This window comes from Lysobacter sp. cf310 (assembly GCF_900114355.1).
In the GTDB taxonomy this organism is placed as follows: domain Bacteria; phylum Pseudomonadota; class Gammaproteobacteria; order Xanthomonadales; family Xanthomonadaceae; genus Lysobacter.
The window spans coordinates 338991-352552 of record NZ_FOSS01000002.1; the positions used below are offsets into that span (position 1 = coordinate 338991).

Consider the following 13562-nt stretch of genomic DNA (forward strand, 5'->3'; position numbering starts at 1 on the left):
TTCCGGGTGTTGCCCGGCCCCGGCGTTTGTTGCGCCGCCGGGCGCGCGTTAGCATGCGAATGCCACATCGTCGGCACCTGCGCGGCACAAGCCGCGCCGGTCGCCCCGCGACGCAACGGACGATACCTACAAGGAGACGTAGCCCATGAGCAAATCGCTGATCGACCAGATCGGGCGCGAACGCGCCGATCAACTGATAGAGAAGGCGGTGGCCGACGCCGTCGCCGAGGCACAAGCGCACGGCCTGCCCGAGGCCGTGAAGATCGATGGAGTGTGGCGCAAGCGCTACCCGGACGGTCGGATCGAGCCGATCGATGGGGAGGCTTCCCATGCCGACCGGTGAAGACGCACCGCTGATGGTGGTGCTGGCCGGCCCGAACGGGTCCGGCAAGAGCACCATCACCAATGCCCTGCGCGGCGAGGCGCAGTTCCCGAAGAACTACATCAACGCCGACGACATCGCGGTTTCGCTGAAGGCCGATGTTCCCGACGAGAACCGGCGCAACCTGGTGGCCGCCAACATGGCCGAGGACCAGCGCAAGGCGGCGGTGGTCGGCGGCAAGCCGTTCGCGTTCGAGACGGTGATGTCCACGCCCGGCAAACTGGCCTTGTTCGACGAGGCGCACACCAAGGGCTTCGGTGTGGACCTGGTGTTCGTAACCACCGAGAGCGCGCAGATCAACAAGGTGCGGGTCGAGAACCGCGCCAAGCTGGGCGGACACTCGGTCGATGGCGACAAGATCGTCGAGCGCTACGAGCGCGCGATGGGCCTGCTGCCGGCAGCGGTGGAGAAAGCCGACACCGCGCGCATCTACGACAACACCGGCAAGGCGCCGATGCTGGTCGCGCAGAAGCATCCCGACGGCCATATGAGCTATCCGCTGGGCGACAAGACCCCGGAATGGGTGGTCGAACGCCTGCAGAAGCCGCTGGAGCAACGCGAGAAGTCGCGTGCCGAGTTGGCGACCTCGGTCGAGGCGACCCGCCCCGGCGCGTCCTCGATCATGGTCGACGCCGACATCGGCCGCGGCCTGAGCTACAAGGGCCTGGTCGCCAAGACCACCGACAGCCACGTGATGCAGTACGTGCCCGGCCACGAGAGCGGCAGCGGCAAACTGGTGGTGCACGACCGCAGCCTCGCCCCGCCCGGCGACTACGCCGCCCTGACCCGCCCCGAGCATCGCGGTGCCCAGGTCGAGATCGGCTACGCGTTCGGAGCTGACGGCAAACATCCGCCGACCGCGCATGTGGCCGCACCGGCGGTGGCGCAAGCGCAGCAGCAACAGCAAGGGCAGATGCCGCCGCCCGGGCAGGAACCGCCGCAGGCGCCGCGCTCGAAGCTTTAAGCGCTGCGCCTTGGCAGCAGCAACGCAAGCCCCGCAATCGCGGGGTTTCTTTTTTCCAGCCGCCCGCCTTTGCTTGTCTTCCCCCTTTGGAAAAGGGGGACTGAGGGGGATTTGCTTTGGCTTTGGCGGGGAAGAGCAAATCCCCCCTAGCCCCCCTTTTTCAAAGGGGGGAACTGCAGTCCCGCAATCGCGGGGCTTCTTTTTCCATCCGCCCGCCTTTGCTTGTCTTCCCCCTTTGAAAAAGGGGGATTGAGGGGGATTTGCTTTGGCTTTGGCAGAGAAGAGCAAATTCCCTCTTGCCTCCCTTTTTCAAAGCGGGGAACTGCAAAAGGGAGAACTGCCAAAGAGCGGAGCGCTATCGGACGCTCAGTCCGACGGCCCGCAGTTGTCGCAACCCGCGCAGTTGGGGCCGGAGGCGCTCGGCACCGGCGCGATCGCACGGCCCAGCCGGCGCATCCAATCCGGCCGGCCGTCGCGCACCAGCGGCAGCGCCAGGGCGATGCGCAGGCGGCGCACGCCGCCGGGGAACTGCTTCTTCGCGACCACGGCCGCACTGACGATCACCGCCAGCGCGATCACCAAGTATTGCGCGAGCAGGCCGGCGTCCATGCTCAGCCCGCGCCCAGGGCCACGGCGACCTGATAGGTCACGAACGAGGCCAGGTAGGCCAGCGCGAACAGGTAGCCGGCGCTGATCGCGACCTGCTTCCAGGAGTTGGTCTCGCGCCGGATCGTGGCCAGGGTGGAGATGCATTGCGGCGCGTAGATGAACCACACCAGCAGCGACAGCGCGGTCGCCAGCGACCAGCCGTCGGTGATGATGGGCGACAGCGCCTGCGCGGCCGCGTCGTCGTCGGCGGCCGACAGCGCGTACACCGTGGCCAGCGAGGACACCGCGACTTCGCGCGCGGCCAGGCCCGGGATCAGGGCGATGCAGATCTGCCAGTTGAAGCCGATCGGCGCGAACACCGCGGTCATGGCGTGGCCGATGCGGCCGGCCAGGCTGTAGTCGATCGCCGGCAGGGTCGCGTCGGCGGGCGCGGCCGGGAAGTTGAGCAGGAACCACAGCAGGATGGTCAGAGCCAGGATGATGCCGCCGACCCGACGCAGGAAGATCCAGGCGCGCTCCCACAGGCCGATCAGCAGATCGCGCGGATGCGGCAGGCGGTACGAGGGCAGCTCCAGCAGCAAGGCGTGCTCGCCCTTGTCGCGGCGCCACTTCTTCATCACCCACGACACCATCAGCGCGCTGAGGATGCCGGCCGCGTACAGCGCGAACAGCACCAGGCCCTGCAGGTTGAGCACGCCCAGCACCTTCTGCTGCGGGATGAAGGCGCCGATCAGCAGCGCGTACACCGGCAGGCGCGCCGAGCAGGTCATCAGCGGCGCGACCAGGATGGTGGCCAGGCGGTCGCGCGGGTCCTGGATGGAGCGCGTGGCCATGATGCCGGGGATCGCGCAGGCGAAGCTCGACAGCAGCGGAATGAAGGAGCGCCCGGACAGGCCGGCGCCGGCCATCATGCGATCGAGCAGGAAGGCCGCGCGCGGCAGATAGCCGGATTCCTCCAGCGCCAGGATGAAGGCGAACAGGATCAGGATCTGCGGCAGGAACACGATCACGCCGCCGAGGCCGGCGATGATGCCGTCGACCATCAGGCTCTTGAGCGGTCCTTCGGGCATGACCCCGCCGACGAAGGTGCCGAACCAGGCCGTGCCGGCCTCGATCAGGTCCATCAGCGGCGTGGCCCAGGCGTACACCGCCTGGAAGATCAGGAACATCACCACCGCCAGCGACAGCAGGCCCAGCACCGGATGCAGCAGCCAGCGGTCGAGCGTGTCGTCGATCTCGGCGGTGCGGCGCGGCATCGTCACCGCCAGCGCGAGCAGGCGGCGGGTCTCGGCGTGCAGATCGTCCGGTTGCAGGCCTTCGGTCGGCGTACCGTGCGGCGCATGCGCGAGTTCGGACACGCGGTCCAGCATCGCCACCAGTTCGCGCGCGCCGTTGCGATGCACCGCCACCGTCGGCACCACCGGCACGCCCAGCTCGCGTTCGAGCACGGCCAGATCGACGTCGATGCCGCGGCGCTTGGCCGCGTCCATCATGTTGACCGCCAGCACCATCGGCCGGCCGAGCTCGCGCAGTTCCAGCGCGAAGCGCAGGTGCAGGCGCAGGTTGGTGGCGTCGACCACGCAGACCAGCACGTCGGGCGCGGGCTCGCCGGGGTAGAAGCCGCGGCAGAGATCGCGCGTGACCGCTTCGTCCAGGCTGGCCGCGTGCAGGCTGTAGGCGCCGGGCAGATCGAGCACGGCGTAACTGCGGCCGGAGGGCGCGTGCAGGCGGCCTTCCTTGCGCTCGACGGTCACGCCGGCGTAGTTGGCGACCTTCTGGCGGCTGCCGGTAAGCAGGTTGAACAGCGCGGTCTTGCCGCAGTTCGGGCTGCCGACCAGGGCCACGCGCGGGATCCCGGGCGTGGCGGCGGTGGCCATGGTTGCGGCGTGACTCATGTGTCGCTCCCGCCAGCCTCGGGCTGGACCTGGATCCGCGCCGCCTCGCTGCGGCGCAGGGCGAAACGGGTGTAGCCGATCTGGATCAGCAAGGGCTCGGCCGAGATCGGCCCGGACGCCATCACCTCGACCCGCTCGCCCTTGACGAAACCCAGTTCGCGCAGACGCCGCGCGATCGCGTCGTTCGGGGCCTGGTCTTCGACGGATTCGACCGTGGCCGCGACGCGACGCGGCAATTCGGACAATTTCAAGGCTTCACCAATGGGCGCGGCGGTTTCCGACCGGGCATCACAAATAGGAATTGTTCTCATTCTAGCATCGCCGGCCGTACCGGGGCGGATCGCGGCGGGCGCCGCGTATCATTCGCCAGACTCCACACAGCCAGCCCCCCGCCCGCGATGAACCATCCGTTGCTGAGTTTGCGCGAGGGCCCCGTGGCCCGGCTGCGCCTGAACCGCCCCGCCCTGCACAACGCCTTCGACGCGGTCCTGATCGCGGCGCTGACCGGCGCCCTAGAAGCGGTGGCCCACGACGACAGCGTGCGGGTGGTGGTGCTGGAAGGCGACGGCGCCTCGTTTTCGGCCGGCGCCGACCTCAACTGGATGCGCGGCATGGCCGCGGCCAGCGAGGCCGCCAACCGCGACGACGCCCTGGCCCTGGCGCGGCTGATGCGGACCCTGGACGAGCTGCCCAAGCCGACCCTGGCGCGCGTGCACGGCGCGGCCTTCGGCGGCGGGGTCGGCCTGGTGGCCTGCTGCGACATCGCCATCGGCGCGCCCGAGGCCAAGTTCGGCCTGACCGAGAGCAAGCTCGGCCTGCTGCCGGCGGTGATCTCGCCCTACGTGATCGAGGCGATCGGCGCGCGCCAGGCGCGGCGCTGGTTCGCGACCGCGGAAATCTTCGACGCCGACACCGCCCTGGCGATCGGCCTGCTGCATGCGGTGGTGCCGGCCGACCAGCTCGACGCCGCGGTGCAGCGCCAGATCGAGCTGCTGCTGAAGGCCGGCCCGGTGGCCGCGGCCCAGGCCAAGGCGCTGGTGCGCCGGGTCGCCGCGCACGGCGACCGCGACCGCCACGACGCCGACAACGCCGACCTGATCGCGCGCCTGCGCGTCTCGCCCGAGGGCCAGGAAGGCCTGGGCGCGTTCCTGGACAAACGCAAGCCGGCCTGGATTCCCTGAGCCGAACGCACCGCCGCACCGCCCCCGACCGCTACAAGGAGCCGTACCGTGATCGACCATATGGGTATCAACGTCGCCGACTACCCGCGCAGTCGCGCTTTCTACAGCCAGGTGCTGGCGACGCTGGGCTACGCCGAGGTGATGGCGGTGACGAAGGAGCAAAGCGGCGGCTACGAAGGCTGCGGCTTCGGTCCGCCGCAGCAACCCAAGTTTTGGGTCGGTACCGGCCCGGCGCACGGCGGCGGCGTGCACATCTGCTTCAACGCCGGCTCGCGCGCCCAGGTCGACGCCTTCCACGCCGCCGCCCTGGCGCAAGGCGCGCGCGACAACGGCGCGCCCGGCATCCGCGCCCACTACCACCCCAATTACTACGGCGCCTACGCCTACGATCTGGACGGCAACAACATCGAGGCGGTTTGCCACCTGCCACCGGCTTGATACACCGGCTCCACAGAAACGGTGCATGCGGCTCGCGCGCAGTTGACCGCGCGCGGCGCCGCCGCGTTCACTAGCGTCCCTAATCGCGATCCGCACGGAGGCCGTAGGTAGCAGCATGCTCGACCACATCGACTTCGCGGTTTCCGACCTGGCGCGCAGCCGCGCCTTCTACACGCCTGCGCTGGCGCCGCTGGGGATGGCGCCGGTGCTGGAGATCGCGCGCGACGACGACGGCCACGAAGGCACCGGCTACGGCCCACCCGGGCGGCCGCTGTTCTGGATCGGCCGCGGCGACAGCCTGTCCGGCCGGCTGCACGTGGCCTTCAGCGCGGACACGCGCGCGCAGGTCGACGCCTTCCATCGGGCCGCGCTCGCCGCCGGCGGCCGCGACAACGGCGCGCCGGGTCTGCGGCCGCGCTACCACCCGCATTACTACGCCGCGTTTGTGTTGGACCCCGACGGGCACAACATCGAAGCGGTCTGCCATCGGCCGCCGGCATGAACCGTCGGCCCCTCGTCTCGCCCATCCCTGACCGGGAAGGATAGCCCCGCATGTTCAGCAAGATCCTGATCGCCAATCGCGGCGAAATCGCCTGCCGCGTGATCCGCACCTGCCGTCGCCTCGGCATCCGCACGGTCGCGGTGTACTCCGACGCCGACGCCGACGCCCAGCACGTGCGCCAGGCCGACGAGGCCTATCCGATCGGCGGGCCGCGTCCGGCCGACAGCTACCTGCGCGGCGACGCCATCATCGAGGTCGCGCTGCGCAGCGGCGCCCAGGCCGTGCACCCGGGCTACGGTTTCCTCAGCGAGAACGCCGACTTCGCCGACGCGGTCGCGGCCGCGGGCCTGGCCTTCATCGGTCCGGCCGGTAGCTCGATGCGCAAGATGGGCAGCAAGGCCGGTGCCAAGGAATTGATGCAGGCCGCCGGCGTGCCGGTGGTGCCCGGCTACACCGGCGCCGACCAGACGCCGGACGTGCTGCATCGCGAAGCCGACGCGATCGGCTACCCGCTGATGATCAAGGCCGCGCACGGCGGCGGCGGCAAGGGTATGCGCATCGTGCGCGCCAGCGACGAGTTCCTGGCCCATCTGGAGAGCTGCCAGCGCGAGGCGCGCAACGCCTTCGGCCGCGACCGCGTGCTGCTGGAGCGCTACGTCGAACAGCCGCGCCACATCGAGATCCAGATCTTCGGCGACCGCCACGGCCAGGTGATCCACCTCAACGAGCGCGAGTGCTCGGCCCAGCGCCGCTACCAGAAGGTGCTGGAGGAATCGCCGTCCTCGTTCCTGAGCGCGGAACTGCGCCAGGCCATGGGCGCGGCCGCGGTCCAGGCCGGTCACGCGATCGACTACGTCAACGCCGGCACGGTCGAGTTCATCGTCGGCCAGGACGGTGGCTTCTACTTCATGGAGATCAACACCCGCCTGCAGGTCGAGCACCCGGTCACCGAGTACGTGACCGGCCTGGACCTGGTCGAGTGGCAGCTGCGCGTAGCCTCCGGCGAGCCGCTGCCGCTGGCCCAGGACGCGATCGTGCAGCGCGGCCACGCGATCGAAGTGCGTCTGTACGCCGAAGACCCCGAGGCCGGCTTCCTGCCCGGCTCGGGCAAGCTCGAGCGCCTGCGCCTGCCCACGCCCGACGCCCACGTGCGCATCGACTCGGGCGTGATCGAGGGCGACACGGTCACGATCTTCTACGACCCGATGATCGCCAAGCTGATCGTCGCCGACGTCGACCGCCCCAGCGCCCTCGCCCGCCTGCGCGCGGCGCTGGCCGAGTGCGAGATCGCCGGCCCCAAGTCCAACATCGAATTCCTGGAGCGCCTGGCGCGTCATCCGGCCGTGGTCGAGGGCCGCATCGACACCGGCTACCTGGACCGCCACCTCGACGAGTTCATGCCCGCCGCCGACGGCAGCGACGCCGAGGAAGCCGACGACCTGCTGATCGCCGCGACCGTGGCCGAGCTGCTGGCCCAGGAGCGCGACACCCGCCGCCGCGCCGCCGCCTCCAACGACCCGGAATCGCCCTGGGCGATCGCCGACGGCTGGCGCCTGGGCCACGGCGGCCGCCGCAGCCTGGCCTTCCTGCGCCGCGAGGAGCGCCTGGAGCTACACGCCCAGGGCAGCGCCGGCGATTACCGCATCGAACAGGCCGGCCGCACCCGCCAGGTCCAGGGCGCCCGCCACGGCGCCGAGGGCCTGAGCCTGCGCATCGACGGCCGCGCGCGCCGTTTTGCGTTGCTAGGGGATGAGCGCCGGGTGGTGGTCCACGACGGCGAACGCAGGCTGCGCCTGCTGCCGGTCCCGATGTATCGTCACGAATCGGCCGCGGCGGCCGGCACGGGCAACCAGGTGGTGGCGCCGATGCCGGGCCGGGTGGTGGTGGTCAAGGCCGCCGCCGGCGATCAGGTCGAAGCCGGGCAGGAGCTCATGGTGATCGAAGCGATGAAGATGGAACTCAGCCTCAAGGCCCCGCGCGCCGGCACGGTCGCCGAAGTGCGCGCCGCCGCCGGCGAATTCGTCGAGGCCGACGCGGTGCTGGTGGCGCTGGAAGCATGAACCTGCGCCCCGCCCTCGTCGCCGCGTTCCTGCTCGCGCTGTCGGTGCCGGGCTGCGTCGCGTTCGAACACGCGCCCGTGAAAACGCTGGCTTGCGACCCCGACCTGGTCGGGCGCTGGCACGCCGACCGCGACGGGCCCGGCCCCGGCCGCGAGATCGTGATCGACGCGAAATGCGAGGCGCAGTGGCCGGTGCACGAGCGCGCGGTCGAGGTCAGCCTGCGCGGCTACACCCAGGGCGCGACCCGCTACGTGGTGCTGTCGCCCGAGCATGCCCAACGCATGCTCGGCAGCGAAGGCCAAATCAAGCTCGAGGACAGCGTGCCCAGGCACGCGGTGTTCATGGTGGCTTATCGCATCGAAGGCGATCGCCTCCAGGCTTGGCTGCCCGATCCGGACCGCGTCAACGCCGCGATCCGCGACGGCAAGGCGCGCGGGCGACCGCTTCAGAATGGCGACGCCTCCTCGGTGCTGGTGCAAGGCAACGCACGCGGCATTGCCCGACTGCTCGCGCAGGGCCCGGAACCGGTGTTCGGCCCGCTCAAGCCCGAGGCCTCGGCACTGCAACTGCAACGCGTGGCCGGCAGCGTGCTGGCGGCGACCTCGCCTGGAGCCGCACCATGACCCCTTCGGTCCGCATCGTCGAAGTCGGCCCGCGCGACGGGCTGCAGAACGAGAAGGCGCAGATCGCGACCGCCGACAAGATCGCTTTGATCGATCGCTTGTCCGCGACCGGCCTGCGCAGCATCGAGGCGACCAGCTTCGTGAGCCCCAAATGGGTGCCGCAGCTGGCCGACGCCGCCGAGGTCTTCGCCGGCATCCATCGCAAGCCCGGCGTGCACTACCCCGTGCTGGTGCCGAACGAACAAGGCTACGAACGCGCACGCGCGGTCGGCGTGGAAGAGATCGCGGTGTTCACCGCGGCCTCGGAGGCCTTCAATCAGAAGAACATCAACGCCAGCATCGACGAATCGCTGGCGCGCTTCGCGCCGGTGCTGGCGCGCGCCAAGGCCGATGGCGTGGCGGTGCGCGGCTACGTCTCGACCGTGCTGGGCTGCCCCTACCAGGGCGCGGTGCCGGTGGCCGACGTGGTGCGCGTGGCCAAGGCCCTGCACGCGATGGGCTGTTACGAGGTTTCCCTGGGCGACACCATCGGCGTCGGCACGCCCGGCAAGGCGCGCGCGATGCTGAAGGCGGTCGCGGCCGAAGTACCGATGGCGGCGCTGGCGGTGCATTTCCACGACACCTACGGCCAGGCCCTGTCCAACATCCTGGCCTGCCTGGAAGAAGGCGTGGCGGTGGTCGATTCGGCGGTGTCCGGCACCGGCGGCTGCCCTTACGCCAAGGGCGCCAGCGGCAACGTCGCCAGCGAGGACGTGGTCTACATGCTGCACGGCCTGGGCATCGAAACCGGCGTGGACTTGAACGCGCTGGCCGAGACCGGACGCTGGCTGGCCGGCCTGCTTGGCCGCGAGACCGGCAGCAAGGTCGGCAAGGCGCTGGCGGCCGCATGAGCCAGCGTCCGCCCGGGAACGAACCGACCGTGTCGCCGTCCCCGGTGGACGCGACCTCGACCCTGGCGGCGCTGGAGCTGGCCAGCCACGACAGCAGCCTGTCGGACGCCACGCGCGCGCTGCTGCTGGAGGCCGCCGAGGCGATCCGCAGCAGCAGCGACGACGCCGACGTCGCCCACACGCGCTACCGCGCCGTGTTCGATGCGGTGCCCGACCCGGTCAGCATCCTCGACGAAGTTGGCACCGTGCTCGACCTCAACAAGGCCGGCATGGCCGCCTACCGCCGGCCGCGCGACCAGATCGTCGGCCAGCCCATCCACGTGCTCAACCCGGAACTGCCGCGCGACCACCTCAACCCGGTCTGGGAAACGCTGAACCGCGGCGAGACCTACGTCATCGAAGTCACCAACATGCGCGGCGACGGCACCCGCTTCCCGGTGGAAGTGCATTCGGCGGGCTTCGAGCACGAAGGCCGGCGCTGCATCGTCGCGGTCGCGCGCGACCTCAGCGGCCGCCGCGACGCCGAGCTGCGCTATCGCGAGCTGATGGAGACCATCGACCGCGGCATCGTCGTGCACGACCCCGACTTCCGGGTGATCTACGCCAACGGCGCGGCCATGCGCATCATGGGCCTGGGCCATCAGCACAGCGCCGACGAGGAAATGCGCTCCGAGCACTGGATGGTGATCGACGAGCACGGCCGCGAACTGAACCAGAAGGAATTCCCCGCCCAGCGCGCGCTCGACACTGGCAAGCGCGTCGACAGCGTGGTGCTGGGCCTGTATCACCGCGAGCGCCGCAACCTGATCTGGCTGACAGTGACCTCGCTGCCGCAATTCCCGGCCGGCGGCAACCGTCCGAACCAGGTGCTGTCGATGTTCACCGACGTCACCGCGATCAAGCGCGACAGCGCCCTGTTCGACCGCGCCCAGAGCCTGGCCCACATCGGCGGCTGGGAATGGGAAGCCGGCCCGGACGTGCTGTACCTCACCGAAGAAGCGCAGCGCATCCTCGGCCACGACCCGGTGCCGGCCACCATGGGCGAGATGCTCGGCTGCCTGCGTGCCGGCGACCGCCAGCGTCTGCGCGACGCGCTCGATCACGCGATCGCGTTCGGCCGCAATCTCGATCTGGAACTGCAGGGCATGCGCGCCGACGGCCGCGGCTTCTGGGTACGCACCATCGCCCAGGCCGAAGCCGCCGACACCCTCAACGCGCGCCTGATCGGCACCCTGCAGGACATCACCGAACGCAAGCACGACGAAGAGAACCTGCGCATCCAGGCACGCAGCGACCCGCTCACCGGCCTGCTCAATCGCGACGCCGTGCTGTCGGAGCTGGAGAGCCGGCTCGACGACCCCAACCGCGCGGCCTTGGCGGTGCTGTACATCGACCTCGACCGCTTCAAGGTGGTCAACGACGTGCTTGGCCATGCCGCCGGCGACCGCTTGCTGGCCTCGGCCGCGCGCCGCATCCAGCGCGCGGTCGGCAATGAAGGCCTGATCGCACGCTTCGGCGGCGACGAGTTCCTGGTGGTGTGCGAAACCGGCAACGACCCGGCGCGGCCGGAGCGCCTGGCCGACTCCATCCTCGAGATCTTCGGCGACAGCTTCCGCCTGGACGGCGAGGAATTCAGCATCACCGCCAGCATCGGCATCGCCCAGGCGCCGATCGACGGCGTGCGTTCGCAGCAGCTGATCCAAAGCGCCGACGTCGCCATGTACGACAGCAAGCGCCGCGGCCGCAACGGCTGGCAGAGCTTCACCCCGGAGCTGGCCGAGCAGCAGCTGCACCGCCTGCAGTTGGAAACCCATCTGCGCCGCGCGGTCCACAACGACGAATTCCATCTGGTCTATCAACCGCAGGTCAACCTGGCCAACGGCGCGGTGGTCGCGGTCGAGGCGCTGATCCGCTGGCGCAACCAATCGCTGGGCGAGATGCGCCCGGACCGCTTCATCGACCACGCCGAAACCACCGGCGACATCGTCGGCATCGGCGGCTGGGTGCTGAAGGAAGCCTGCCGGCAGCTGCGGCGCTGGCACGAGCGCGGCCTGGACGTGCAACGGGTCGCGGTCAACGTGTCCTACCGCCAGTTCCTCGGCGAAGACCTGGCCAGCAGCGTGGCCGCGGCGCTGGCCGAATCCGGCCTGCCCGGCACCGCGCTGGAACTGGAATTCACCGAGCGCGTGCTGATCGAGGACGTGCCCGACACCATGCGCACCTTCCATGCCCTGCGCGAGATGGGCGTGATGCTGACCATCGACGATTTCGGCGAGGGCTACAGCGCGCTCAACTACCTGCGCCGCCTGCCCATCCACGGCCTCAAGCTCAGCCAGCTGTTCGTGCAGGGCGTGCCCGACAACCAGTCCGACGTCGCGGTCTGCCAGGCAGTGACCGGAATCGCCAGCAGCCTGGGCCTGGGCCTGGTCGCCGAGGGCGTGGAAACCGAACGCCAGCGCGCCTTCCTGCTCAAGCTCGGCGTCGAAGTCGGCCAGGGCTTCTTGTTCGCGCCCGGACTGATGCCGGACGAACTGCAGCAGTACTACCGCTCGCCGCTCGCGCTGCCGGGCTGAGGACGAAGACACGCTCCCCGACGTGGGCTCGCGAAACGACGCGCGCCGCCGCGCCGCCCCATGTTCCGCGAGGCCTCCCGATGAAGCACCGCCTACGTCTTGCACTGTCGGGCCTGCTGCTCGCCCTCATCGGCACCGCCGCTCACGCCGCCGACCCCAAGCCCAGCCCGCGCGGCGAAACCCTGCTGCTGCGCCCCGACCGCGTCTGGACCGGCGACGAAGACGCAGCTCACAGCGGCTGGGCCGTAGTGGTGCGCGACGGCATCATCGCCGCGGTCGGCCCCGCCGATCGCATCGAAGTCCCCACCGACGCGCGCCGTATCGACCTCCCCGGCGCCACCCTGACGCCCGGCCTGATCGACCTGCACGCGCATCTGTTCCTGCACCCCTACAACGAAGCGGCCTGGAACGATCAGGTGCTCAAGGAGCCCGAGGCCTACCGCACCCTGCTCGCCGCGCGCCACGCCAGCGCGACCCTGCGCGCGGGCTACACCACCCTGCGCGACCTGGGCACCGAAGGCGCCGGCTACGCCGACCTCTCGCTCAAGCGCGCGATCGACGAAGGCCTGATCCCGGGCCCGCGCCTGTTCGTGGCCACGCGCGCCATCGTCGCCACCGCCAGCTACGGGCCCGGCCCGCGCGGCTTCCGTCCCGATATCGAACTGCCCGGCGGCGCGCAGGAAGTCAGCGGCGTCGACGAGACCGTGCGCGCGGTGCGCGAGCAGGCCGGCCACGGCGCCGATTGGATCAAGGTCTACGCTGATTACCGCATCGGCGCCGACGGCAGCGCCCAGCCCACCTTCAGCGCCGCCGAACTGCGCGCCCTGGTCGACGCCGCCCACCTCAGCGGCCGCCCGGTCGCCGCGCACGCGGCCAGCGATGCCGGCATGCGCCTGGCGATCGAAGCCGGCGTGGACAGCATCGAGCACGGCTACGGCGGCAGCGCCGCGACCTTCCGCTTGATGCGCGAGCGCAGCGTCGCCTACCTGCCCACCCTGACCGCGGTCGAATCCACCGAGCAGTACTACGCCGGCTATATCCCCGGGCAATCGCCGCCCACGCCCAAGCTGCGCGAGGCCGAACACGCCTTCCGTACCGCGTTGGCCGAAAAGACCACAATCGGCTGCGGCAGCGACGTCGGCGTGTTCCGCCATGGCGACAACTACCGCGAGCCGGTCTGGATGGCCAAGCTGGGCATGTCCCCGGCCCAGGCCCTGCGCGCCTGCACCGCGGTGGCCGCGCGCATCCTGCGCCAGTCCGAGCGCCTGGGCCGGATCGCGCCCGGGCTGCGCGCCGACCTGGCCGCCTTCGCCGGCGACCCCAGCCAGGACATCGAGGCCCTGAAACAGCCGGTGCTGGTGGTGAAGGAGGGCGTGGTCCATCGCGAACCGGGGCGCGACCCGCTCGCGCCGTCGCCAGCGGCGGTCCAGCCAGTCCGGTAAAAT

General features: G+C 70.3%; 13 protein-coding genes. 10 read left to right on the forward strand and 3 right to left on the reverse strand.

What is annotated here, in order from left to right; genetic code table 11:
* The first annotated feature begins 145 nt into the window (after positions 1-145).
* Both BMZ45_RS08185 and BMZ45_RS08190 read left to right on the forward strand, forming a co-directional pair.
* Positions 146-343, forward strand: coding sequence for a hypothetical protein (locus tag BMZ45_RS08185; protein WP_091634912.1), 198 nt, complete (start codon positions 146-148; stop codon positions 341-343).
* Positions 330-1346: a zeta toxin family protein gene (locus BMZ45_RS08190; RefSeq protein ID WP_091634915.1), complete on the forward strand. Its 1017-nt coding sequence runs from the start codon at positions 330-332 to the stop codon at positions 1344-1346. The genes BMZ45_RS08185 and BMZ45_RS08190 overlap by 14 nt, the downstream gene beginning before the upstream one ends.
* A 366-nt stretch (positions 1347-1712) precedes the next feature.
* Here BMZ45_RS08190 and BMZ45_RS08195 read toward each other — a convergent pair whose 3' ends face one another.
* From BMZ45_RS08195 to BMZ45_RS08205, 3 genes are read right to left on the reverse strand one after another with little or no spacing between them, the layout of a single operon-like run.
* Positions 1713-1955 (reverse strand): DUF6587 family protein, encoded by a 243-nt coding sequence (locus BMZ45_RS08195; protein ID WP_091634917.1) that lies wholly within the window; start codon positions 1953-1955, stop codon positions 1713-1715.
* Between the two features lie 2 nt (positions 1956-1957).
* The gene (locus tag BMZ45_RS08200; RefSeq protein ID WP_091636342.1) at positions 1958-3832 is read right to left on the reverse strand and encodes a ferrous iron transporter B; all 1875 of its coding nucleotides are present in this window, start codon (positions 3830-3832) and stop codon (positions 1958-1960) included.
* Positions 3833-3846: 14 nt separating this feature from the next.
* Positions 3847-4101, reverse strand: a complete 255-nt coding sequence (locus BMZ45_RS08205) for a FeoA family protein (protein WP_175488995.1) — start codon at positions 4099-4101, stop codon at positions 3847-3849.
* Between the two features lie 147 nt (positions 4102-4248).
* Here BMZ45_RS08205 and BMZ45_RS08210 point away from each other — a divergent pair, with 147 nt between their 5' ends.
* The 8 genes from BMZ45_RS08210 (at position 4249) to BMZ45_RS08245 (ending at position 13559) form a co-directional block, all read left to right on the forward strand.
* Positions 4249-5031 carry an enoyl-CoA hydratase-related protein gene (locus tag BMZ45_RS08210; protein WP_091634923.1) on the forward strand — a complete coding sequence of 261 codons (783 nt, stop codon included), beginning with the start codon at positions 4249-4251 and terminating at the stop codon, positions 5029-5031.
* A gap of 48 nt (positions 5032-5079) precedes the next feature.
* On the forward strand, positions 5080-5469 hold the full coding sequence (locus BMZ45_RS08215) for a VOC family protein (RefSeq protein WP_057162930.1): 390 nt from the start codon (positions 5080-5082) through the stop codon (positions 5467-5469).
* Positions 5470-5584: 115 nt separating this feature from the next.
* Positions 5585-5971, forward strand: a complete 387-nt coding sequence (locus tag BMZ45_RS08220; RefSeq protein ID WP_091634926.1) for a VOC family protein — start codon at positions 5585-5587, stop codon at positions 5969-5971.
* Between the two features lie 50 nt (positions 5972-6021).
* Positions 6022-8031 (forward strand): acetyl/propionyl/methylcrotonyl-CoA carboxylase subunit alpha, encoded by a 2010-nt coding sequence (locus BMZ45_RS08225; RefSeq protein ID WP_091634928.1) that lies wholly within the window; start codon positions 6022-6024, stop codon positions 8029-8031.
* On the forward strand, positions 8028-8654 hold the full coding sequence (locus BMZ45_RS08230) for a hypothetical protein (RefSeq protein ID WP_091634931.1): 627 nt from the start codon (positions 8028-8030) through the stop codon (positions 8652-8654). The genes BMZ45_RS08225 and BMZ45_RS08230 overlap by 4 nt, the downstream gene beginning before the upstream one ends.
* Entirely contained in the window at positions 8651-9544 is an 894-nt protein-coding gene (locus tag BMZ45_RS08235) for a hydroxymethylglutaryl-CoA lyase (protein ID WP_091634934.1), read from the forward strand. The genes BMZ45_RS08230 and BMZ45_RS08235 overlap by 4 nt, the downstream gene beginning before the upstream one ends.
* Before the next feature lie 29 nt (positions 9545-9573).
* A complete protein-coding gene (locus tag BMZ45_RS08240) occupies positions 9574-12117 on the forward strand; it encodes a sensor domain-containing protein (RefSeq protein ID WP_254776580.1) in 2544 nt (847 codons plus the stop codon).
* Positions 12118-12197: 80 nt separating this feature from the next.
* Positions 12198-13559, forward strand: a complete 1362-nt coding sequence (locus tag BMZ45_RS08245) for a metal-dependent hydrolase family protein (protein WP_091634939.1) — start codon at positions 12198-12200, stop codon at positions 13557-13559.
* Positions 13560-13562: the final 3 nt, after the last annotated feature.

What these genes read in the sequence shown, in the direction of transcription:
- BMZ45_RS08185 (WP_091634912.1), top strand. Translation starts at nt 146, where the DNA reads ATGAGCAAATCGCTGATCGACCAGATCGGGCGCGAACGCGCCGATCAA.
- BMZ45_RS08200 (WP_091636342.1), bottom strand. Translation starts at nt 3,832, where the DNA reads ATGGCCACCGCCGCCACGCCCGGGATCCCGCGCGTGGCCCTGGTCGGC.
- BMZ45_RS08225 (WP_091634928.1), top strand. Translation starts at nt 6,022, where the DNA reads ATGTTCAGCAAGATCCTGATCGCCAATCGCGGCGAAATCGCCTGCCGC.
- BMZ45_RS08190 (WP_091634915.1), top strand. Translation starts at nt 330, where the DNA reads ATGCCGACCGGTGAAGACGCACCGCTGATGGTGGTGCTGGCCGGCCCG.
- BMZ45_RS08220 (WP_091634926.1), top strand. Translation starts at nt 5,585, where the DNA reads ATGCTCGACCACATCGACTTCGCGGTTTCCGACCTGGCGCGCAGCCGC.
- BMZ45_RS08195 (WP_091634917.1), bottom strand. Translation starts at nt 1,955, where the DNA reads ATGGACGCCGGCCTGCTCGCGCAATACTTGGTGATCGCGCTGGCGGTG.
- BMZ45_RS08245 (WP_091634939.1), top strand. Translation starts at nt 12,198, where the DNA reads ATGAAGCACCGCCTACGTCTTGCACTGTCGGGCCTGCTGCTCGCCCTC.
- BMZ45_RS08235 (WP_091634934.1), top strand. Translation starts at nt 8,651, where the DNA reads ATGACCCCTTCGGTCCGCATCGTCGAAGTCGGCCCGCGCGACGGGCTG.
- BMZ45_RS08210 (WP_091634923.1), top strand. Translation starts at nt 4,249, where the DNA reads ATGAACCATCCGTTGCTGAGTTTGCGCGAGGGCCCCGTGGCCCGGCTG.
- BMZ45_RS08230 (WP_091634931.1), top strand. Translation starts at nt 8,028, where the DNA reads ATGAACCTGCGCCCCGCCCTCGTCGCCGCGTTCCTGCTCGCGCTGTCG.